Origin of the sequence: Methanosarcina horonobensis HB-1 = JCM 15518, assembly GCF_000970285.1 — an archaeon.
GTDB lineage: Archaea > Halobacteriota > Methanosarcinia > Methanosarcinales > Methanosarcinaceae > Methanosarcina > Methanosarcina horonobensis.
In genome coordinates this window covers 249,236-270,514 of record NZ_CP009516.1, presented here as the reverse complement: position 1 = coordinate 270,514, position 21,279 = coordinate 249,236, and the positions used below count along the sequence as shown (strand labels likewise).

Genomic DNA, 21,279 nt, shown 5'->3' with positions numbered 1-21,279 from the left:
ATTTCTTTGTCCATTATTCAAAGTCAACTGACAGGACTTAATAATAACATCAACTCTCTAAATGTTCAAGACCCTAAGTAAGTCCTGGGAAAAGTAAAGTTCAGCAGTTACTGAATCCTGTTAGACGAGAAGAATAATGGATTCAGAATTAACTCCCTTTTTAAGGCAATTTACCTCCAATATACATGAATTCCCCCCATGACTACATTGAAACTAAATTAGAACATTATGTTCTAATTAAATTTCTATAGTCAGCATTGTAAATTAGATCATTATATTATAAAAGTATTTGTGCGGAGTTTTTAAATATTTTTAGAAACTTATAAACAAATAGAATAAAAAGTTGAACATTATTCGAGAATAGAAACAAGCAGAATGAAGCTTATTATTAAAAGTTATGAGAAGTAAATACTTATTAGAAAATTTCAGGACTTTTGCATATAGGATAATTTTTAGAGAGTTCCCAGTATAAGCGGTTTAAGATCTATCATTTCCCGAGAACATAGATTGAAGAAATAAAAAAATAAAGTATGAAGCAGGAATAGTTATAGAAGCTAGAAATCGAAAGTAAAAGCAATAAACGAATAATAAAAAGCCCGGCAAAAAAGCCGGAAAAAGAGATAATTCAATAATTTCCGGTAAATTCAAATAAAGAAAAGGAGAGAAATTAGCCGCTAATGAAACTGAAAGTGTTACGAAACCTGGAAAACAACATCAGATAATTTCGTGGCATATATCAAGAATCTTTCTTGCAACCCCATCCCAGCTGTGGTTCTCAATGACATATTTACGGCCCTGTTCTCCCATTATATTCCGTATCTTTTGATCGGAAATCAGCTTTACCACTGCATTAGCGAGTTCTCCGGGGTTCTCAGGAGGCACTGAAATACCTCCACCTGAAAGGTCGATCAAGTCTTTTACACCTGGTATACTGCTCGCCACAATAGGCTTTCCACATGCGAGATATTCATATGTTTTTAAGGCAGAGAGTCCTATCTTTGAGTTTCTTTCCTGTATAAAAGGAGCAACGCAGACATCGGCTGCATTAATATATACAGGGACGTTCTCATAGGGAACTCTTCCGGTGAAAGTGAATTTATCCGAAATTCCCATCTCTGAGGCTATTTCCATCAGTTTATCCCTCATGACTCCGTCCCCGACTACGAGGAAACGAACATCAGGGAGTTTTTCCAAAATGAAAGGAGCCGAACGGATTAGAAATTCAACTCCCTGCCAGGCTGCAAGGTGTCCTACAAAACATACATATTTCTTTGAATCGTCAAGTCCGAGCCCAGCTCTTGCCTGCTTCTGGTCCATGGGTTTGAAAATGTCGGTGTTTGCTCCGTTGTTAATTACAAGAACTTTTTCTGCAGGAACCGAGTATAGCCTTACAAGTTCGTCTTTTAACTTATCGGTCACGGAAACTATCCTATCACAGTACCTATAATTGAACCTTTCAGAACGGAGTGCTAGAGAGGAAAAAACCCTGTATGCGAATGACTTCGAATCCGGACTTACCTTGAGTTCATCCATAACCAGTCCGTTAACCTCAACTATCGAAGGAATTCCTATGAGTTTGCACAGAGCAATTGGGAAGAACGGAAAAGAGTTCTGACGGAGATAAAGCACGTCAGGCCTGTTTGTTATACATGAGTAAAGAAGATAAAAGGATAGCATGAATTCGTAAAAAGGCTGTACAAGATACTTATTGTCTATTACAGGTACATATATTATTCCGGAAGAGACGTGTTCTACACCTTTCTGACCTGGTGCAAACATAACTACGTCAGAATATTTTTTCAGATTTCTTAAGAGCTCGAGTATATGTATATTCGAACCTGATTTTGTGTTGAAAGAACCGTAATAGACCAGAAAAATATTATTTATTTTATTAAACATAATTGCCGTTACCTGAATAGTAAAAAGTAGTTAATTAGTTTATCCCAGGACTCAAATAATTAATTTTACACGTATGGAAGAACTGATTAGGAGTTTAGGATCTGAAAAATAAATTTGTATTTTATAGAGAAATATTTATAGGAGAAATTCTCTCCTTTGTGTGTTTTTGAGGCATCCGAATCGAAAAAGGAAAAAAATTATGAGAGTACTGGAAGTGTGTCAGGAGTTACCTAACAGGTATTATCCCCAGCTTGGAACATTTATAAAGCAGAGCATAGACTCAATCGCAGATCAGGGAATAGACTTAATGGTTATTTCTCCAAAGGCTTTTGTGCTTCCTTTTTCTGCGTTTCCGTATCACAATTTTTCTAAACTGCCCAGGATTGAGCATACAGAAAAATACGATCTTCATTATCCACGTTACATTTATGCTGTTCCCAAAAAGTACTTTTATCCTATAACCGGCATTTCATATGCCCATTTCGTTTCCAGGTATGCCATAAAAAATATAAAGCCAGAACCGGACCTGATTCACGCACATTTTTCGTATCCCGATGGTTATGGAATGATGGGCCTGGCAAAGAGATGGAAAGTTCCTCTGGTAATAAGTGCCCTTGGTACGATAGAAAGAAAAGTTGCCTATGAAGGGTCCCATACTTCAAAAAAGATCATAGAAGCCATGAATTTTGCAGATAAGATTCTTTCTGTCAGTGAAGACCTCAAGCTTCATATAACCAATCTCGGGATAGACGAAAGGAAAGTACATGTGGTCCCTAACGGCGTTGATACGGCGAAATTCAAGTCTGCCGGAAGAGAACATGCAAGAAAGGTCTTAAACCTGCCTCAGGAAAAGAACATTGTCCTGTTTATAGGAGCCCTGAGAAAAATAAAAGGCGTGGACTATCTTATTGAAGCTGCGAAAAGTTTTGTGGATACGAACACTGACCTCTACGTAGTAGGCAGGGACGATGGACTAAGAAAAAGCCTGGAGAAGAGGGCAGAAGAACTCAAGATTGCTCGCTCCATCAAATTTACGGGACCTGTAAATCATGAGGATATTCCTCTCTGGATTTCAGCATCTGACATGCTTGTCCTGCCTTCTCTTTCGGAGGGAAGACCAAATGTCGTTCTTGAAGCCCTTTCCTGCGAAGTTCCTGTTGTAGCAACTGATGTTGGAGGGATCCCGGAGATTATGACTGAAGGGGAAACAGGCTATCTTGTCCCTGCAAAAAACCCTGAAAAACTATCAGAAAAGATAAATAAGCTGCTTGAAGACGAAAGCAGAAGAGAAAAAATGGGAAAATTCGGACGCACGAGCATAATCCAGCGAGGGCTTACATGGGAAGCCCATGCAAAGAAAACGGTAGACATATACTCAGAACTTATTTAAAGCCCTTCAAAATACAGGCATTTAGATGCCTGTAAGAGTGCTGTTAAGGTTAGAACTTCTGATAGGTTTCTTTAAAGCCGGACCTGGAGCAAAGATATCCGTTGCCGGATTTGAGTAGATTTTATTTATTCCTGTCAGATTAGCTTCAAGATCAATCCTGTTTTCTGGAGTATTCCTGTAGAAGTAATTGGAAGTTTCTTTAGTACTGCTTTCATCGGTGCCAAAATATAAACCATTCTTGAGAAACTCTCCAGTCCGGAATATCACATAACCCCTGTAACTGGATAATTCACTGACGTTATCGATTCTGTAATTGTTGTAAATTGAGAAATTCATGCCCGAAGACTTCTCAGGAATCGACGGGAGATAAAAATACCTTGTAGTATAGTAGTCCGAATAGACGGCGGAGCCCTCAGGAACGTAGTTATAAACATGTTCGAAACTACTCAATTCATGATCAGTGAAATATTCCTGCTTTGAACTCTGGCCAAGCATGTCCAGATCCGAAATACTAAAGACTGAAGAGATAAGGACAAAAATGGAGAATAGCACGACCACAAAGGATACTGTATTGAATTTCTTAGGACCGTATTTGTCCATATAGTTCCAGAATACATAGATTCCATATCCCATCACAAAGGCCATAAAAGGACTGACGAAAAGCATAAATCGGTCAACTCTGAACAGAACCTTAAACTGCCAGATAGTATTGAGAGGATTCGGGATATAGAACATGAGGGTTAGCAGGGCAAACAGTCCGAAAACTGAAGCATAGTTTTTCCTGTAGTTTTTCAGAAGAAAGCCTATTCCTATAAGGGCAAAAAATAAAAAGACAGATTTGTCCAGGAGTCCTATCAGACTGATAAGTCCTTCTTCAAGAACATCAGAACCTCCGGCAGTTAAAACTATAGAGTCCAATAAATGGCTCTGTAAGCGAGGAGTCAGACTTCTCTGCATGAACAGGTAAGCGGCAAAGAACCAGTAAGAAGTGAAAGTAACATTTAAAAGTAAGAAGAAAGGCTTGCTTACGTAATTGGCAGACCCTATAATATATTCCGAGGCAAGCATGATAATAATTAGTAAAACAAATTGGAGTATGGAAACATTATGTACCAGGGTTAGAAACAGTAAAACTATTATTGAAAGAGTTTTTAAAGAGAATTTTTCTTCCTTAAAATTAACGCTGTAAATCAGATATAGTAGTATAATAAACGCTACAAATGACATTGTACGTGTAATAACGTTTGTACTGTAGTAGAGCACAATAGAACTTGCAGAGAAAAGCAGGCAGGAAAGCAGGGAGATTTGTCTGTTATGCGTAATATAATTAAAGAGATAGTAAAGAAAAACTATTGTTATCGCATAAATTGGTGCTGTTATCAGGAAAAGTGAAGTTTTTGTACTGAGATTCATAATTTGAGAGGATTCGGCAACAAGTATATGATACAGAGGGAAAAACGCATAATCACTTAAGGAAATGGGAATTGTCTGTCCTGTTACTGCGGTAAATTCCGAAAGAAAAATATGAGGCAAGATGTCAGTTGTCCCAAAATAGAAGTCATAATTTAAGGTAACACTATAAGTAAGGTTTACCATAATCAAAAAAGACTCCAGAAGAACAGATGAGGGCTTTACCTTTTCAGAGAAAATTTGCAGGAAAACCGAAAGATATGTCACCAGAATAAACACAAAATAGTACCAGGGCCTGCTTCCGGAAGATAGCAAAAGCGCAGCTATTGAGCCAAGATAAAATATACCGAATACGTATGTAAGAGACCTGATGTTTATCGACGGGAAACTGTCTATATCATGCAGGCTTACATCTTTTCTGTAAATATACAATATGAAAAAGCAGGAAACTACTGCAGGGACTCCTGTGAAGAGTCCGCGAATTGCATAAGCTGGCTTTTCCGTTGCAAACATCCACACGAAAGTGAGTATAACTGCAAGAATTATTGCTATCGGGAATAGAAAGGAAATTACCTTCATTAAACGAGTGTTACCCACGTACGTGAGTCCCGTCTCTTCGCTCAATCCGAACATACTATCTCCATAACCTTAAGCGATCATAATTTCATGTATTGAATTTGAAATAAAGAGTTCAGAATTGAATCTGAACAGGGATTCGGGATTACTCTGAATAAGGATTCAGAATTACTCTGAATAAGGATTTGGGATTACTCTGAATAAGGATTCAGGACTGAACCTGAAAAATGGCTCCGATTTTTTGTTTGAAACCAACAGGGTTACAGTGAGGTCTATATTGGTTAAGAATTTTTTGCTCCAACTTATACTCCAGGTCAGATTCAATTTATCCAGTAATTTATTAAATTTACTTTAAGGAAAGCTGTACTGGTGTCGCTTCAACGATTAAATGTCGTATAAACTTGGCTACAACCATTCAGAATCATTCGGTCCTTCAGGATTGACGCGACACTAGAATCGATAAATTGTAAAATTTTAACTATTCGAAAGAGATTTGGCTTTTGAAAGGAAAAGGGAGTTTATAAAACTGTACAAAAACCCCAGTCCATAAGTAATATGCTGCACAGGAATCACAAAAAGGGCAAAAAGGCCGTATTTTGATTTCATTTTATATGTTACCTGAATTGAGGTAACAAGGACCAGAATGAAATATAAAATTCCCATTAAGAGCAGAATTATTATCGGCGCTGTATATACAGGAGAAATAACAAGCGAAAGGACTGCAAAAAGGATGGCAATCGAGGGCAGAAATGCATACCAGCGAACAAATTCGCCGTGTTTTTTGAAAAGCTCAGCCATCCACATACCGTACTTAAACATTCTTACTGAAAATGATTTGAGAGTTCCCCTTCTGTGGTGCAATACTTTTGCTTCCGGAATATACAAAAATTTATAACCTTTTTTGTTTATTCTGTAATTGAGGTCTCCGTCCTGACCTACAACAAATCGCTCGTCAAAATACCCGGCTTCCTTGATTGTATTTTTTTTATACAGCGCATTGCAGTTAGGAAGAGAACTGACGTAATGCTTCTTTGTCGAATTCTTAGACTGGGCAGAGCCTCCAGACCCCAGAAATGTTTCCTGGGCATGCCCTACCACCCTACCAAAAACAGGGTCAGTATCAAATATTAAGTTAGGCCCGCCAACACATGCTACGTCTTCAGGAGCGGTTTTCATTTCATTGACAAGTGTTATTAACCACAGGGGATCGGCCTTGCAGTCTCCGTCCGTAAATGCGACGAGATCCCCCCGAGAGTTTTCCACGCCAAGGTTCCTTGCTGCCGCAACATTTTTTCTTTCATTAAGAAGGAGCCTTACCGGGTACTTCTGTACGAGTTCCCGGGTTTTATCGGTGGACATTCCATCGACTATAAGAATCTCATAAGAATCCTGAGGGTAATTCAGACAAAGAAGAGACTCGATGCATTCTTCAATAAATCTCTCTTCGTTGCGAATACCTACTACAACCGAAACAAAAGGATATTCCATAAAATGACACCCAATTTAATCGTTATTATTTCCGCATCTGTTCATTCAGAAATATCATTCTTGAAATGGCATGCAGTATTATTCCCGTAAATACCATGAAAGCCCCTATAATTGTCAGCATTACCATAAGAAGGGTAGGTCCGAAACGCAGATATCCCCCAAGAATATAATCCTGCAAAAACTTAAGCCCCATAAGGACGCCTGCAGATACCATAATCAGCCCGGGGACAGCAAAGTAGTATAAAGGCCGCCTGTACTCCATATCTTTAAGAAGCTGAAACAGAACCCTGGGACCATGTATAAAAGGATGCTCGCTGGAGCAGTCTTCAAGATCATATCTACAGTGGATTTCTACTTCAGTAAACTTAAGTTTGTGATCCCTTGCCTGAATAAGAATCTCGGAACCTGCAGACATGTCAGTGCCATTCAGATTTATGTTTTCAATGGCTTTTCTGCCGTATGCCCGAAAACCACTCTGGGAATCGGTGACATTGAGACCGCCTGCTATGTAGGTTGCGATATCAAGGACTTTCATTCCAAACTTACGGTAAATAGGGACATTTTTTCCGTTGCCGTTGACGAATCTTGAACCAATAACAAGATCAAATCCCTGCTTTAAAGGTTCAAGAAGTTTGGGGATTTCAGAAGGATCGTGCTGACCATCGGAATCGATTATAACCATGGCACCTGCGCCAAGGTTACGGGCGGTTTCAAAACAGTTCCTGAGGGCTGCTCCATATCCTTTGTTTATTTCATGGCGGACTACGTATGCACCAAGAGACTCGGCGATGTTAACAGTGTCATCCGTACTCCCATCATCCACAACCACCACCCTGTCCACATATTTTTTGCAGCCCTGAATAACCTCTGCAATGGCATGGGCTTCGTTGTAGGCAGGCATGGCTGCAATAGTAATGGTCATGCAATCATCTACCTCTTTGATAAAAAAATTCAGAATTCTCTATAAACCGCCATTCTATAGAGAAATTGGCGAGAATGTCAAATACAGTGAATACATTTTTCAGAGTCATCGCTCCACAATTTTTAAAGGGTTTCTAAGGATAATCTATAATCGGACTTACAGCGCATCATTGGGGGGCTTTTGTCTCCTTTTAGGGAAAGGAGAGATGCTCTGCAAGCAAGTTAGTAGTTCTGAATAAGACGTGTATTTGTTTTAATATATGAGCTATATAAGCATTTAGGCACAAAAAATAGTTCAGCAGTGCCCCCGATGACGAAAAACAGTTAAGCCTCGTTAAAAAGCCCTTTGGCCTTAAAAGCCCCTTAGATGGCTTCAAATAAAATTTCATATATTCTAATATAAATATAAAAGTTTATACAGATAGTTAAGTAAACAGAGATTTCTGTAACTCAGACTAACATAATCAAAAAAGTGTAAACTTATCCAAGAAATGATTTTCAAAAAAATGTCAAACTTACTCTGAGAAGTAGAAGTTCTGAGAAAGACCATAAAAAAGAAATACATTTTTATAATAACAAAGCAGGAAAAAGGAAAGATATTTTATATAAAAAGAGAATTTGAGTAGATCGAATTAAAAACATTATTGAAAAAAATATTAACTATTCAAGAACGAATGCTTTACTAAATCAAGAATCGAATCCTGAATTGAAACCAAGGACTAATCCCCAATCTTCCGGTTCTCAACTCTTCGTAGTAGAAGATATAGCAGACCAGCCGGAAAAACAGCCAGAAAGGTTTTTGAAAAGCCTGCCAATAGATAATGAAATAAGCAGATAAGCCTGAATACACGAAAAATAAAGCTGGAAAACCAGAAAAACATTAAAACCGTTTTATGAGGAGTCATATGGCCGGAAACCAGAAGTTTCCATCTGACCTGCTGTTTGTGATAGGTCTCGTAATTCTTACGGATATTTTCGTACTCATCCCTGTACTCAGTGAGAGTTTTATTCGCACAGTCCTTGGCCTGCCACTGGTCCTGTTTCTACCAGGGTATGCCCTTGTAGCCTTACTATTTCCAGCAAATAACGGACTTGAAGGAATTGAGAGGGCAGCACTTTCTGTCGGAATGAGTGTTGCAACTGTACCTCTTATAGGACTTGTACTTAATAACACATCATTCGGGATCAGAGAAATGCCTCTTCTTGCAAGCCTCTCTTTGCTCATCATCCTTACATGTGCAGCAGCATATGTCCGCAGGAGACAGCTTCCAGAAGATAAAGCCTTTGGAGTCTCTTTCAAAGCTTCTGCCCACTCTCTATTAGTTGAAATTCTGGGAAAACCAGAATCATCAACAGAAAAAATCCTCCGGGTTTTTCTGGCGATTTCTGTTATGGCTTTAGTTGGAAGCCTGGCCTATGTATCTATAATCCCACACGAACAGGAACCATTTACAGAGTTCTATATTCTCGGACCCGATAAGACAGCTAATAACTATACTACAGAGTACATACAGGGAGACAGCGGAACGGTCATCATAGGGGTCGTAAATCATGAACATAGAACAGTAAACTATACGATGGATGTCAGACTAGAGAATAGATCTCTGGCTCTGCCTGAGAACCTGAAGAATATACAGCTTGAAGACAATACGACCCTGGAAGAGCCGCTTGAGATAACCCCCTCTTTTGAAGGGGAGAACATGGAGCTTCAGTTCCTGCTTTTCAATGATACTGAAAAGGATGTACCTTACAGGGACCTGCGCCTCTGGATAAACGTTACCGAGGAGGCCTGAAGATGGAGATATATGAAAATCAGGAGATAAAAGTACCCGAAAATAAAGAAATGCAAACGCCTGAATACGGAGAAATGTATGTGCCCGAAAGCAGGTCAGTACAAGAGCCTGCTATAAAAAACAAAGCACTTTACCTGATTATTCCCATTATAGCCATCGCTTTTGCGGAATTTATGATATATTCTGGAAAAGTTGTAGAAGCTATGGAAGTACACGCAGTTCTCCTGCTTGGACTTTCTCTTTCCATGTTATATATAAAGGACGACGAGATCCAGAAGACTTACCAGGCCCTTCTTCTGCTCCCGGTCCTGCGACTTGTAAATCTCTCAATGCCGGCATTTTATGAGATAACGCTTTACTCGTTTGTCTTTATCTACGGGCTCCTTACAATTCCGGTAACCATCGCACTCACCCATCAGGGATTTACCCAGGAACAACTTGGAATAACCTTCAAAAAAATAGGTATATATATTCCGCTATCGATAATTGTAGGTCTTCTTCTTGGAGCTGGAGAATACATTATAATAGGGACAAACTACCTGATTCCCGATCTATCAATTTTCAGCCTCCTGATACTTACTCTTACTATGGTCTTTTTAGTAGGTCTAATTGAAGAGATCATCTTCAGGTCCATTCTGCAGAACAGGCTCGAAGTGTTTCTCGGAAGTAGGGAAGGCCTGATAATCACAAGTGTCCTGTTCGGACTAATGCATTCCGTGTATGGGAATGTAATTGAAGTGTTCTATGCCTTATTAGTAGGTTTTATCATAGGATATATATTCTATAAAACCCGGAGTCTCCCTCTGGTCGCAATGATTCACGGTTTCATAAATGTATTTCTCTTTGGGGTTATACCACATCTACTCTAAATTCTAAATTCATTTTTTAACTTTAAGGCGTGAAGTCCCCTTCCTCGGAGCGAAGCGACAGGTGGGGGATGAAAGCCGTCAACTTCACTATATTAAGTTTAACAAAACCTATATATCTCTTTAAAACGCATAATATATAGTATGTTAAAAGCCTACAAATATCGAATCTACCCTAGCAAAAAACAAAAGGAAATGATACAAGTTCATTTTGGTGCATGTAGATTTGTCTATAACTGGGCTTTAGAACAAAAGATAAAAACTTATGAACAAACTAGGAAATCAATATCGAGGTTTGATTTACAGCACATTTTAGTCCATGAAGTAAAACCTTCTAACGAATGGTTAAAAGAAGCTAATTCACAGGCTCTACTTGCCTCTTTAGTAAATGTAGAATCAGCATTTACTAAATTCTTTAGAGAGAAATCCGGATTTCCTAAGTTCAAGTCTAAGAAAAATCCGGTTCAATCATATCAAATGCCTCAACATTATGCGGTAGATTTTGAGAAGCAGATAATTAAGCTTCCTAAAATAGGTGAAGTTAAAACCATACTTCATAGAAGGTTTGAAGGCAAACTTAAAACCGCAACAATTTCAAGATCAAGTACAGGAAAATATTATATCAGTATCCTTGTAGATAATGAAAAAGATATTCCTGAAAAGCAGAACTTTTCAGAATCAACTACAATAGGTATTGATGCAGGCATCAAAGATTTTGCAGTTCTATCAAATGGAGAAAAGGTTGAAAATCCAAAATACCTTAAAAATTCTCTAAAAAGAATGAAATGTTTGCAAAAAAGAGTATCGAGAAAAGTTAAAGGCTCTAAGAATAGGAATAAGGCTAGACAGCATCTTTCAAAAATCCATGAAACTATTAGCAATCAGAGAAATAATTTCCAGCATCAACTCTCTTTTAGACTGATTAGCGAGAACCAAGCTATTGCGCTGGAAACTCTGAATGTTAAAGGTATGGTAAAAAATCATTGTCTGGCTCAGTCTATTTCCGATGCTTCGTTGAGTAGTTTTGTAACAAAATTAGAGTATAAAGCTGAATGGTTGGGAAAAACCATTTTACGAATAGGAAGATTTGAGCCATCTTCTAAATTATGCAATGTTTGTGGGTATCACAATTCCAATCTAACTCTTGATGTTAGAGAGTGGACGTGTCCTGATTGCAAAACAAAGCATGACAGAGACATAAATGCTGCAATCAATATCAAAAAGTTCTCTCTTCAAGATCAAAATCTTATAGTTATCTGACACCTATGGAACGTAGGGGATGAGCTTGTGGACTTGCGAACGGTAGTTCGAGGGATGAAGCAAGAAGCCACTTCCTCGCTTTCATCAGAAAGCAGGGAGGGGTAGTTCACAAGTGTACATTTTCCAGATCCGTTTCCTTTTCAGACATGTATGTATCCTGCTGTAAGATTCTGCTTGAAGAGAAGAAATGCAAGCGAAAGGGAAAAAGAGAGAAAGGTAGTGCATGAAAGTGAGCAGGCAGAAAAGAAAGCAGGAAAACTTATTTTTAGTAACTGGATAGGAAAAAATTACTTTCATAAACTTTTTTAAAATATTTTTTCTCTCGATGCTTTAAGTTCAAACTTAAAAGAGTTCCCCAGATATTAGAAGAGAGCTACAAGCTTGTAAAGAATAATTGCGCCGAAGGAAAACAGAAGTGGAAGGATTCCCATGTTTAAAGAAGTTTGCACAGAATCTCCCCAGTGCTTTGACAGAGGGAGAAAGTCTCTGAAAAGTAAGAGTAAAAGCAAAACTGCTACAGCTACTGATGCACCTTCAGGGACCCCGGGTGTGGTCATAATTGTGAACACATCCGAAGAAGCGGAAGTTGATGGAATTAAACTTGTAAGCGTAACTAGAACTCCTTTGGTTAATTCATGTATATATAAGAGGAACAAATATGCAATCTTATATAAAAATTCTCCTCCATTTAATTTCCCGAACTAAAGCCATATAACAGGAAATAGAAATAAAAAAGAGAGCACATGACCATTAAAAACCAAAAATCCTGTCCCGAGAGGAAAGGAAAAAGGCTAACCTTATAAAAGATAAAAAGCAAAGAAGACCAATTCCATAACCTTTAGATTGATTTTAAACATTGAAACCATAAGTAACCGGTTTCTCCACGAAAGTGGAAAGCATGTATTAGATCAGTTTAAGCCTGGAAAGAAAATTTATGTTGAATTGCTACGGCAAATCAAATTACTTTATCAAAGAAAAAACGGAGAAATAGCAGGTAGAAGACAAACCAAATCAGTTAAATAATTATACAGTGTATTCGAACAAAAATTCACATAGTTACAAAACTGCAGGGAGTGAGTAGAGAGAATAGAGAAATTAAAATAGTCCCGGATAATCTGGAACAATAGATAGTCAGATAATCCGGAGAACGAAAACAAGTGTGTAACTGAGTACATAAATTGAAGGTGTAAAAATTATTAACGATGTTTTGATTCCGTCCTAAACCTTTCGAATAAATTAAAAGGTATATATAAAAGGGTAACAATATGAATTCAAAACAATTCAAAATCCATGGTTCTTCCAAGATTTACGGTAATTCTATAGTCGGAAAAGATACGGTAGTTCTGGAGAATGTAATACTGGGGTATCCAGAGCACAAAGTCCTCACGGAGATTCTCAAAAAGGATATGGAAATAGAGGACTTCGATTTTCCGGGCTGCAATATAGGTCCAAACTCTATCATAAGAGCAGGTTCTACAATTTTCTCCAGCGTAAAAACCGGAAAAAACTTCAAAACCGGACATAACGTAATGATAAGGGAAAATACGCAAATCGGGGACAATGTACTTATCGGAACGAACGTTATCATAGACGGAAACGTGAAAATAGGAAATAATGTCAGTATCCAGGGGAATGTCTATATTCCAACAAATGTAGTTATCGAAGACAATGTATTTATTGGGCCATGTGCTGTTCTTGCTAATGATAAATATCCCATACGTAAAAAGTACGAACTTAAAGGGCCTGTTTTGAGGAAAGGAGCATCTATTGGCGCTAACGCAACTCTGCTTCCTGGAGTGGAAATCGGAGAAGGAGCAATGGTTGCCGGAGGAGCTCTTGTGACAAAAGACGTGCCCCCATGGAAACTGGCACTCGGTGTGCCTGCCAGAATACAGGAACTACCTGAAGATCTTAAAGAGTTGAACCAAATATAAGCCTATCGGAAAACAAAATCGAAGTTATAAAGAATTATTAAGATTAATATGAGGTCCGAAAATGATCCCAATCGCCAAGCCCCTGCTGGGCAAGGAAGAGATTGATGCAGTAACGAAGGTCCTGAGCTCAGGCATGATTGCACAGGGACCAAAAGTAGAAGAATTTGAGCTTGCATTTTCCGGGTACACGGGCTGCGAATATTCAGTTGCGGTGAACTCCGGCACCGCAGCCCTGCATATTGCACTTCTTGCCCACGGCATTGGAAAAGGGGACGAAGTAATTACAAGCCCTTTCACATTTATTGCCACTGCGAACAGCATCCTTTACACCGGGGCAAAACCTGTTTTTGTAGACATTGAATCGGATACATACAATATAGATCCCGATAGAATCCAGGAAAAGATTACTTCAAAAACAAAAGCCATTATGCCTGTTCACCTTTACGGGCAGTCTGCAGATATGAAAGCTATAATGGAAATAGCTGAAGACCGCAAACTTGTCGTGATCGAAGATGCCTGTCAGTCCCATGGAGCAGAATACCTCGGGAAAAAAGTTGGCAGTTTTGGCACAGGAGGATTCAGCTTCTATCCGACCAAAAACATGACAACGAGTGAAGGCGGGATGATCACAACCAGTGACAGGGAAATCGCAGAAAAAGCAAAAATGATCAGGGCTCACGGCTCAAAAATTCGCTACCTGCACGAAATGCTTGGCTTTAATCTGCGCATGACTGATATTGCAGCAGCAATCGGGCTTGTCCAGCTCGAAAAACTGGATGGGTTTACAGCCGCCAGGCAGAAAAACGCAGCCATGCTTTCAGCCGGACTCAAAGGCATTTCAGGGATCGTACCTGTAATAACAAAACCCGGCCGCACTCATGTTTTCCACCAGTATACAATCAGAGCTGAAAAAAGAGATGAGCTGGCAGATTTCCTGAAGGAAAAAGGAATAGGTACCGGAGTACATTATCCTGTACCCATCCATAAGCAACCCTACTATAAAGAGCTGGGGTACAGGGATTCCCTGCCGGTTTCGGAAAAAGCAGCAGAGGAAGTTCTCTCCCTTCCCGTACATCCGGCTTTATCCGAAGACGACGTGCAAAAAATAATCAGAGAAGTAAAAGAGTTCTGTGCAAAAGCTTGAACAATTTCCAGGCTGCAGCTGCATTTTTGAAAGGAAGTGTAACCTTGATCAGAGTAGGAGTAATAGGCACTGGCGCCATGGGTCAGAATCATGTCCGAATCTACAGCGAGATGGAAGGCGTGGAACTTGCCGGGATATCGGATGTAGACAAAAATAGAGTTGAATCCATGGCTATCCAGTTTAAAACGAAAGCCTTTACAGATTATAAAGAGATGTTTGCAGAAGGTCTTGATGCAGTAAGCATTGTTGTGCCCACAAAGCTGCATAAACAGGTAGTTCTTGATGCCCTGGAAGCAGGCCTTCATATCCTTGTTGAAAAACCAATTGCCGACACGGTTGAAAACGCAGAGCTGATGATCGAAGCGGCAAAGAAAGCAGGAAAGGTTCTCATGGTAGGGCATATAGAACGTTTCAATCCTGCAGTCATAAGGCTCAAAGAGATCATAGATTCAGGTACTCTGGGGAAAATAGTTTCTATTTCTACCAGAAGAGTAGGTCCCTATAATCCGAGGATAAGGGATGTCGGCGTAATTCTGGATATAGGTGTTCATGATATAGACGTCATCTCATACCTTTATGGCAAGAAGATAAGGGGTGTTTATGCCATTGCAGGTGCAGATATTCATTCTTTTGAGGACCATGCCTCAATTATCCTGCGTATGGATCACAATTTTGCAGGTGTTGTAGAAACAAACTGGCTAACCCCTCATAAGGTAAGGCAGTTGACAGCAATAGGTGTCAAGGGTGTAGCCTATCTGGACTATATTGACCAGACAGTTGAGCTGCATGATAATGGCTGGATAAGAAAAGCCAAAGTCGAGCCAAGCGAACCCCTGAAAAACGAACTTGTTTATTTCATAGACTGTGTCAGGACAGGCAGAGAACCGAGCCCCTGTGGCGAAGATGGGAAACATGCCCTTGAAGTAGCAATGTCAGCAATCAGATCTTACGAAGAAGAAAGACTGATTGAAGTAGGACAGTAAAGCGCATGAAGAAATGGTGAAGAAAATAGAAATCCGAAAACCTCAGGGAAAACGAGAGAATGTTTTAAAAACAACAATGGGAAGTGATTAGCATGAATAAATTAGAAAAACTTCTGAAGGAACGCGGTCCTATAAAAAAAATGGGTGTGCTTGGCATGGGATATGTGGGAATCCCTGCAGCTGTCCTTTTTGCAGATGCTCCCTGTTTTGACAAAGTCCTTGGCTTCCAGCGCAACTCAAAAAGCTCAGGCTACAAGATTGACATGCTCAACAGGGGAGAAAGCCCGCTCAAAGGAGAGGAGCCGGGCCTTGAAGAACTGATTGGAAAGGTTGTAAAAGCCGGCAAGTTTGAGTGCACACCTGATTTCTCAAGGATCTCCGAACTTGATGCAGTTACACTCGCAATTCAAACTCCTTTTGCAAATCCCAAAGATCTGGAACCCGATTTCAGCGCTCTTATAGAAGGGATCAGGAATGCAGGAAAATATCTGAGACCCGGTATGCTTGTAGTCCTTGAATCCACAATCACTCCAGGGACAACCGAAGGAATGGCAAAACAGATCCTTGAAGAAGAGTCCGGGTTAAAAGCCGGTGAAGATTTTGCCCTTGCACACGCACCTGAAAGGGTGATGGTGGGCAGGCTTCTGAAGAATATCAGAGAACATGACAGGATCGTGGGAGGAATCAATGAAGCAAGCACAAAGAGGGCGGTTGAGCTGTACTCCCCGGTGCTTACGGTCGGAAAGGTTATCCCGATGAGTGCAACTGCAGCCGAGGTTACAAAAACAGCAGAAAATACTTTCCGCGATCTTCAGATCGCAGCAATCAACCAGCTTGCCCTTTACTGTGAAGCTATGGGCATAAATGTCTATGATGTCAGGACAGGAGTTGACAGCTTAAAAGGTGAGGGTATCACAAGAGCTGTCCTCTGGCCAGGAGCAGGGGTTGGAGGCCACTGCCTGACCAAGGATACATACCACCTGGAAAGGGGAGTTAAGATTGGAAAGGGAGAGCTTGACTATCCCGAAGGCTCGGACTCAATTTACGTGCTTGCAAGGAAAGTCAATGATTTCATGCCTGTGCATATGTACAACCTGACTGCTGCTGCACTTGATAGGCTTGGAAAGAAGATGGAAGGCTCAAAGGTTGCAATGCTCGGCTGGGCATTTATCAAAGACTCGGATGATGCCAGAAACACTCCCTCGGAACCTTACAGGGATCTCTGCCTGAAAGCCGGGGCCAGCGTTATGGTGCACGACCCGTACGTTGTCAATTATCCTGGAGTCGAGATTTCGGATAATCTGGAAGAGGTTGTAAAGGGCGCGGACGCTGTAGTAGTGCTTGCAGGGCACAGTGCATACTCTGGCCTGAAAGCTGATTGGATAAAGAGAATAACCGGAAAAGCAAATCCGGTCATTGTTGACGGGAGAAATGTTATTGAGCCGGATGAATTTACTGGAAAAGGGTTCGTTTATAAGGGAATTGGGAGGGGAGACAAGAATTCACATGAGATAAAGTGAGGGGGGAAATCCCCTTTTTAAAATTGATCTATCTTTTATATTCTGGGAAAAAAGGCGAGGAACATGTTTGAAAAACTAAAAGAAAACGAGGAGCTCTGGGATCTCTTTACCAGGAAAGAGGAGTACAGCGTAACCTTTCGCGATGGTTATGAGAGGTTTCCTTACTATCTAAGCAATCATAGAAGCATTTTTGAGCCAAGAGTTTCGAAATTTCTGGTAGAAAACGGGCTGAAGCCACAATATCCGGACGAAAAAAAATTTGCAGTCTGCCTCACACACGAGATGGGAAGTAGGCCTGCACGGCGGACATGAGTCTTACAACAGCCTTGAGGATATCAAAGAAAAAAAAAGGCGTCTTGAGGAAGTTTTAGGGAGAAAGGTTATTGGGTATAGAAATCACTATTTAAGGTTCAGAGTACCGGATACCTGGGAATTATTAAGTAAAGCAGGCTTCAAATACGATACCACACTCGGATATTCGGACTGTGCCGGTTTTAGAAACGGAATGTGCCATCCATTCAGGCCTTTCAATTTAAACGAAGGGTACCAGATCGATATCATGGAAATTCCACTGGTAATCATGGACCGTTCACTTTTGAGGGATTACATGCGCCTTAGCGTTAAGAAAGCCTGGGAATGTACGAAACATCTTATCAATACGGTTGAGAAATATAACGGTGTGATTACTATCCTCTGGCATAATAACACGTGCATTGAAGGAGAGAATCTTAAGTATTACGAAAAAGTCCTTGAGTACTGTGCCGGTAAAAATGCCTGGATTACCAGCGGAGAGGAAATCTACAACTGGTGGACCAGTAAGATTGAACCGGGAATCTGAAAACAAGGATCAGTAAAAAGACTAAATGTGGTTTCATTATAAAAAATAAACACATCAATCGGCAGCTTGAAGAGAACTCTTTTTTATCAGATGTGCAGCTGCCTCAGACGGGTTAACCGGATTGATGTTGGTCTGAAGGGTTTAAGCTGTTAAAATGTTAACAGTGACTTTCTGTTAAAAATTAAATAATTCTTTTATCCGGTAAGAGTGGGAACTGTAAGTCTCTTGAAAGAGGAAAGAAAATCAGAGTTCTGTCTGTAAAGGTACTGTGTCTTATATGTTTTTCTGGTACGTATTATCACTAATGGGAGAAAAATACCGCCGAATCGGATGAGTTTATAAAGGATAATTTGTGTATAGGAATTGAAAAGGGAGAAAAAGGTATGGGGTAAAAAGTAAGCAGAAGGTCAGTGTGCTGAAGCTATTAAAAATTAAGATTCTTAAAAAGAGAAATTTAATCATGTAATTGAAACAATTATTGCAGAAATTAAAAAACTTCTAACTGTCTGGCCTGAAAAACGAGTTCCTTTGCTAAGGGTACTGGCTACTATGGATAGAAATAAACAAAAAGCAACAAAAAAGCCATCCAAAAAAGAAAAAAAGGCAAGTTTTGTATCGGATGTACTGACACTTGCAGGTGGAACGACCTTTGCTCAAATCCTTACGATTCTGGCAGCCCCTGTTCTGACCCGCCTTTACGGACCTGAGGATTTTGGAGTATGGGCTCTATATATCTCTATCACCAGCATAATAAGCATTATTTCATGCCTGAGGTATGAGTATTCTATAATGCTGCCCGAATCAAATGAAGATGCAGTAAATCTTTTGGGTCTCAGTGTCCTCGCAGTCCTGGCTATAACCGGATTTACTGCGCCAGTTGTCTGGTACTTCAAAGCCCAGATAGTTGACCTTCTAAATGCTCCGCAGATAGAGAACTATCTCTGGCTTGTGTCTCCGTTCGTATTCGTAAATGGGATTTTTCTCGCGCTCAACCAGTGGAATTCAAGAACAAAGCTCTTCAAGAGGCTCTCCTTTTCAAGGGTTTCCAGTTCGGTTTCTACAACTGCAACACAAATTCTCCTCGGGATTTCAGAACGCCCTCCAACTTCAGCTGGTTTAATCGGCGGCAGTCTTGCAGGCCAGTCGGTGGCAACATTAGTGCTTGGAGGTCAGATCTGGAGAGATGATAGAAGCTTGATAAAAAAGAGCTTGAGCTGGAGAAAGATGTATGAAGGAGCTGTAAGGCACCGCAACCTCCCACTCATAGACAGCTGGTCTGCCCTTATGAACTCAATCTCCTGGCAGCTTCCGGCTTTTCTCCTTTCGGCGTTTTTTGCTCCTGCAGTGGTTGGCTTTTATTCCCTCGGGTTCCGTTTGCTCCAGCTCCCTATGAGTTTTATTGGAGGATCAATTTCACAGGTGTTTTACCAGAGGGCGTCACGGGCAGTATCCGAGGGAAGCCTCAGCACCCTTGTTGAGAATGTTTTCAGGATGCTTGTAATTATAGGCATGTTCCCTATATTGATTCTGACAATTGTCGGAAGTGATGTCTTTACTGTGATTTTCGGGAGTGCCTGGACAGAAGCGGGTGTTTATGCCCAAATCCTGAGCCTCTGGGCTTTCATATGGTTTATTTCATCCCCTTTAAGCACAATATACCTTGTAGTAGAAGAACACCATTTCGGTTTTAGTTACAATTTTTTCAATCTGACTACCCGCTTCCTGTCCCTTACAATTGGCGGCATTCTTGGAAGCGCCCGTACAGCTCTTATCCTTTTTTCCATATCAGGTATTGTGGTGTATGGATATCTATGCCTGAAAATGATGCATTACTCAGGGGTGAAGACTTCAAAAGCCCTGAAAATAGTATTTTCAAATCTTATCCTCTTCATTCCTGCAGGAATAGTGCTGACAGCTCTCAAAACCGCAGGAATAAACCAGATTCTCCTTGTTGTAATCTCCGGACTGATTATCTGTGTTTATTATCTTTATATATTGAAAACAGATAGACAGGTAAAAAAGATAATAAAAGAATTCAAATCTCCGGGAAAAGCGTAAAAAGCTCAAACTCCCTCAGGTAATGCCTCAAAATAAAGCGGACTATTCCTTCCTCACAATTTAGAAACAAAAAAGTTTTTTAACTAAATCTAAATTTTAACTAGCTTTCTAAAAAGATGAAGGTTCCTTTAATTTAGGATACGATTTCCGCTCTCTTTTGATTGATTTTATTACTAACTGTCCTATTTAATTGTCAACAATGTCAATTTTTAAACTGATAGCTATGTATTCATTTTTAACGTTTAGATATATATATTAGTAAAAAGCCTTAAAAAGTCAACATAAAATATAAATAGACTTTCCTGGAACATATTATTGTTAAAACTACCTTATAGTGTGATAACTCAAATCAAAGACTCTGGGTGTTAAAAAGGAGATTCAAGGTCTTGCTTTCTAAAGGGATTGATTTCGTGGAATTAGTTTTCGCTTCTCTCCAGAACCAGGGGAGTAAAAAAAGGCTGAAACCTCTGTCTTAGCTTTGTGTATTTATGTTATTTATATCTCTGACTGCCCTCCCTCCTGCCGCAGCCAGCAGTTGGGAACTTGTTCCTGAAAACCCGGCGGTTGGGAATGTGATAGAGATAAAAGGAGCTAATTTCACGGGAGAGACAGCAAAAGTGCTGGTATCCTTTGAAAAAGACGTTCAGGTCTCGGACGGCAGATACGAGTATCTGCTTGAAGGCGTGGAAATTCCCTCAGGGTTCAATAACCGTTTTAGTGTAGAGGCAAAAGGAGCCGACGACCTGAACGTTAGGGTAAAAATGATCCTGTGGATATCCAGAACTGCAAAAGCAGAAGGAGGAATTGCAAGAGTTTCACAGTCTGCTGTTCCCCCCGGGACTTACAGAATCAGGATCGATGGAAAGTCAAGTGCTCCTGAAGTAAAACTCAAGATCACAGGTCTTCAGCAGGTAAAAGTCGACTCAGGAAATTTCAGCTATAAGTACAACACAAAATCCATACCTGCAGGCAATTTTGAAATAAAGGTCGAGGACGTTACAAAGCAGGTTACCCTGCATCCGGCAGAAAACCTGTCTTCAGATGTAATACTCTCATCAGATCAAACAAAGGAATCAAAAAAGGACTTTTCCAAAAATTGGAAAGCCTGGAGCATATGGATTGGAGGAATTCTGGCCGGAATGTTATTGGTCCTGCTTTATTCAAGGATTAAAAAGCATTAAAATTATGGAAGTTTCCAA

15 protein-coding genes and 1 pseudogene are annotated in these 21,279 nt (G+C 40.0%); 12 read left to right on the top strand and 4 right to left on the bottom strand.

Translation table 11 applies throughout. The features are described from left to right. Nucleotides 1-714: 714 nt before the first annotated feature. Nucleotides 715-1,899: a glycosyltransferase family 4 protein gene (locus MSHOH_RS01150; protein ID WP_048136769.1), complete on the bottom strand. Its 1,185-nt coding sequence runs from the start codon at nt 1,897-1,899 to the stop codon at nt 715-717. Nucleotides 1,900-2,098: 199 nt separating this feature from the next. Between MSHOH_RS01150 and MSHOH_RS01145 the strand changes: the two genes are divergently transcribed. After that, nucleotides 2,099-3,289, top strand: coding sequence for a glycosyltransferase family 4 protein (locus MSHOH_RS01145; protein ID WP_048136768.1), 1,191 nt, complete (start codon nt 2,099-2,101; stop codon nt 3,287-3,289). A 21-nt stretch (nt 3,290-3,310) separates the two neighbouring features. Here MSHOH_RS01145 and MSHOH_RS01140 read toward each other — a convergent pair whose 3' ends face one another. The 3 genes from MSHOH_RS01140 to MSHOH_RS01130 form a co-directional block, all read right to left on the bottom strand. After that, entirely contained in the window at nt 3,311-5,332 is a 2,022-nt protein-coding gene (locus MSHOH_RS01140) for a hypothetical protein (RefSeq protein ID WP_048136767.1), read from the bottom strand. Between the two features lie 417 nt (nt 5,333-5,749). Continuing rightward, complete coding sequence (locus MSHOH_RS01135) at nt 5,750-6,763, bottom strand: glycosyltransferase family 2 protein (RefSeq protein ID WP_048136766.1); 1,014 nt, start codon at nt 6,761-6,763, stop codon at nt 5,750-5,752. Nucleotides 6,764-6,788: 25 nt separating this feature from the next. Then, entirely contained in the window at nt 6,789-7,685 is an 897-nt protein-coding gene (locus MSHOH_RS01130; RefSeq protein ID WP_048136765.1) for a glycosyltransferase family 2 protein, read from the bottom strand. An 892-nt stretch (nt 7,686-8,577) separates the two neighbouring features. Between MSHOH_RS01130 and MSHOH_RS01125 the strand changes: the two genes are divergently transcribed. The 11 genes and pseudogenes from MSHOH_RS01125 to MSHOH_RS01075 all read left to right on the top strand — a co-directional run bounded on the left by MSHOH_RS01125 (nt 8,578) and on the right by MSHOH_RS01075 (nt 21,261). Beyond that, nucleotides 8,578-9,477, top strand: a complete 900-nt coding sequence (locus MSHOH_RS01125; protein WP_239451138.1) for a DUF1616 domain-containing protein — start codon at nt 8,578-8,580, stop codon at nt 9,475-9,477. Between the two features lie 2 nt (nt 9,478-9,479). Next, the gene (locus tag MSHOH_RS01120; RefSeq protein ID WP_048136763.1) at nt 9,480-10,346 is read left to right on the top strand and encodes a CPBP family intramembrane glutamic endopeptidase; all 867 of its coding nucleotides are present in this window, start codon (nt 9,480-9,482) and stop codon (nt 10,344-10,346) included. A 141-nt stretch (nt 10,347-10,487) separates the two neighbouring features. Then, on the top strand, nt 10,488-11,603 hold the full coding sequence (gene tnpB / locus MSHOH_RS01115; RefSeq protein ID WP_048136762.1) for an IS200/IS605 family element RNA-guided endonuclease TnpB: 1,116 nt from the start codon (nt 10,488-10,490) through the stop codon (nt 11,601-11,603). A 429-nt stretch (nt 11,604-12,032) separates the two neighbouring features. After that, a complete protein-coding gene (locus MSHOH_RS23305) occupies nt 12,033-12,308 on the top strand; it encodes a hypothetical protein (RefSeq protein ID WP_048136761.1) in 276 nt (91 codons plus the stop codon). Nucleotides 12,309-12,868: 560 nt separating this feature from the next. Beyond that, nucleotides 12,869-13,537 (top strand): acyltransferase, encoded by a 669-nt coding sequence (locus tag MSHOH_RS01105; RefSeq protein ID WP_048136760.1) that lies wholly within the window; start codon nt 12,869-12,871, stop codon nt 13,535-13,537. A 61-nt stretch (nt 13,538-13,598) separates the two neighbouring features. Then, a complete protein-coding gene (locus MSHOH_RS01100) occupies nt 13,599-14,681 on the top strand; it encodes a DegT/DnrJ/EryC1/StrS family aminotransferase (protein ID WP_048136759.1) in 1,083 nt (360 codons plus the stop codon). Nucleotides 14,682-14,725: 44 nt separating this feature from the next. Then, nucleotides 14,726-15,664, top strand: a complete 939-nt coding sequence (locus MSHOH_RS01095; protein WP_082089456.1) for a UDP-N-acetylglucosamine 3-dehydrogenase — start codon at nt 14,726-14,728, stop codon at nt 15,662-15,664. A gap of 92 nt (nt 15,665-15,756) precedes the next feature. After that, entirely contained in the window at nt 15,757-17,184 is a 1,428-nt protein-coding gene (locus MSHOH_RS01090) for a nucleotide sugar dehydrogenase (protein ID WP_048136758.1), read from the top strand. 63 nt (nt 17,185-17,247) lie between these two features. Further along, a pseudogene (locus MSHOH_RS01085) lies at nt 17,248-18,022 on the top strand (polysaccharide deacetylase family protein). Between the two features lie 549 nt (nt 18,023-18,571). Continuing rightward, the gene (locus tag MSHOH_RS01080) at nt 18,572-20,080 is read left to right on the top strand and encodes a lipopolysaccharide biosynthesis protein (RefSeq protein WP_048136757.1); all 1,509 of its coding nucleotides are present in this window, start codon (nt 18,572-18,574) and stop codon (nt 20,078-20,080) included. 488 nt (nt 20,081-20,568) lie between these two features. Then, entirely contained in the window at nt 20,569-21,261 is a 693-nt protein-coding gene (locus tag MSHOH_RS01075) for a hypothetical protein (RefSeq protein ID WP_048136756.1), read from the top strand. Nucleotides 21,262-21,279 lie beyond the last annotated feature (18 nt).

Excerpts from the sequence above, each read along its gene's own strand:
- MSHOH_RS01150 (WP_048136769.1), bottom strand. The coding sequence starts at position 1,899 with ATGTTTAATAAAATAAATAATATTTTTCTGGTCTATTACGGTTCTTTC.
- MSHOH_RS01145 (WP_048136768.1), top strand. The coding sequence starts at position 2,099 with ATGAGAGTACTGGAAGTGTGTCAGGAGTTACCTAACAGGTATTATCCC.
- MSHOH_RS01140 (WP_048136767.1), bottom strand. The coding sequence starts at position 5,332 with ATGTTCGGATTGAGCGAAGAGACGGGACTCACGTACGTGGGTAACACT.
- MSHOH_RS01135 (WP_048136766.1), bottom strand. The coding sequence starts at position 6,763 with ATGGAATATCCTTTTGTTTCGGTTGTAGTAGGTATTCGCAACGAAGAG.
- MSHOH_RS01130 (WP_048136765.1), bottom strand. The coding sequence starts at position 7,685 with ATGACCATTACTATTGCAGCCATGCCTGCCTACAACGAAGCCCATGCC.
- MSHOH_RS01125 (WP_239451138.1), top strand. The coding sequence starts at position 8,578 with ATGAGGAGTCATATGGCCGGAAACCAGAAGTTTCCATCTGACCTGCTG.
- MSHOH_RS01120 (WP_048136763.1), top strand. The coding sequence starts at position 9,480 with ATGGAGATATATGAAAATCAGGAGATAAAAGTACCCGAAAATAAAGAA.
- tnpB (WP_048136762.1), top strand. The coding sequence starts at position 10,488 with ATGTTAAAAGCCTACAAATATCGAATCTACCCTAGCAAAAAACAAAAG.
- MSHOH_RS23305 (WP_048136761.1), top strand. The coding sequence starts at position 12,033 with ATGTTTAAAGAAGTTTGCACAGAATCTCCCCAGTGCTTTGACAGAGGG.
- MSHOH_RS01105 (WP_048136760.1), top strand. The coding sequence starts at position 12,869 with ATGAATTCAAAACAATTCAAAATCCATGGTTCTTCCAAGATTTACGGT.
- MSHOH_RS01100 (WP_048136759.1), top strand. The coding sequence starts at position 13,599 with ATGATCCCAATCGCCAAGCCCCTGCTGGGCAAGGAAGAGATTGATGCA.
- MSHOH_RS01090 (WP_048136758.1), top strand. The coding sequence starts at position 15,757 with ATGAATAAATTAGAAAAACTTCTGAAGGAACGCGGTCCTATAAAAAAA.
- MSHOH_RS01080 (WP_048136757.1), top strand. The coding sequence starts at position 18,572 with ATGGATAGAAATAAACAAAAAGCAACAAAAAAGCCATCCAAAAAAGAA.
- MSHOH_RS01075 (WP_048136756.1), top strand. The coding sequence starts at position 20,569 with ATGTTATTTATATCTCTGACTGCCCTCCCTCCTGCCGCAGCCAGCAGT.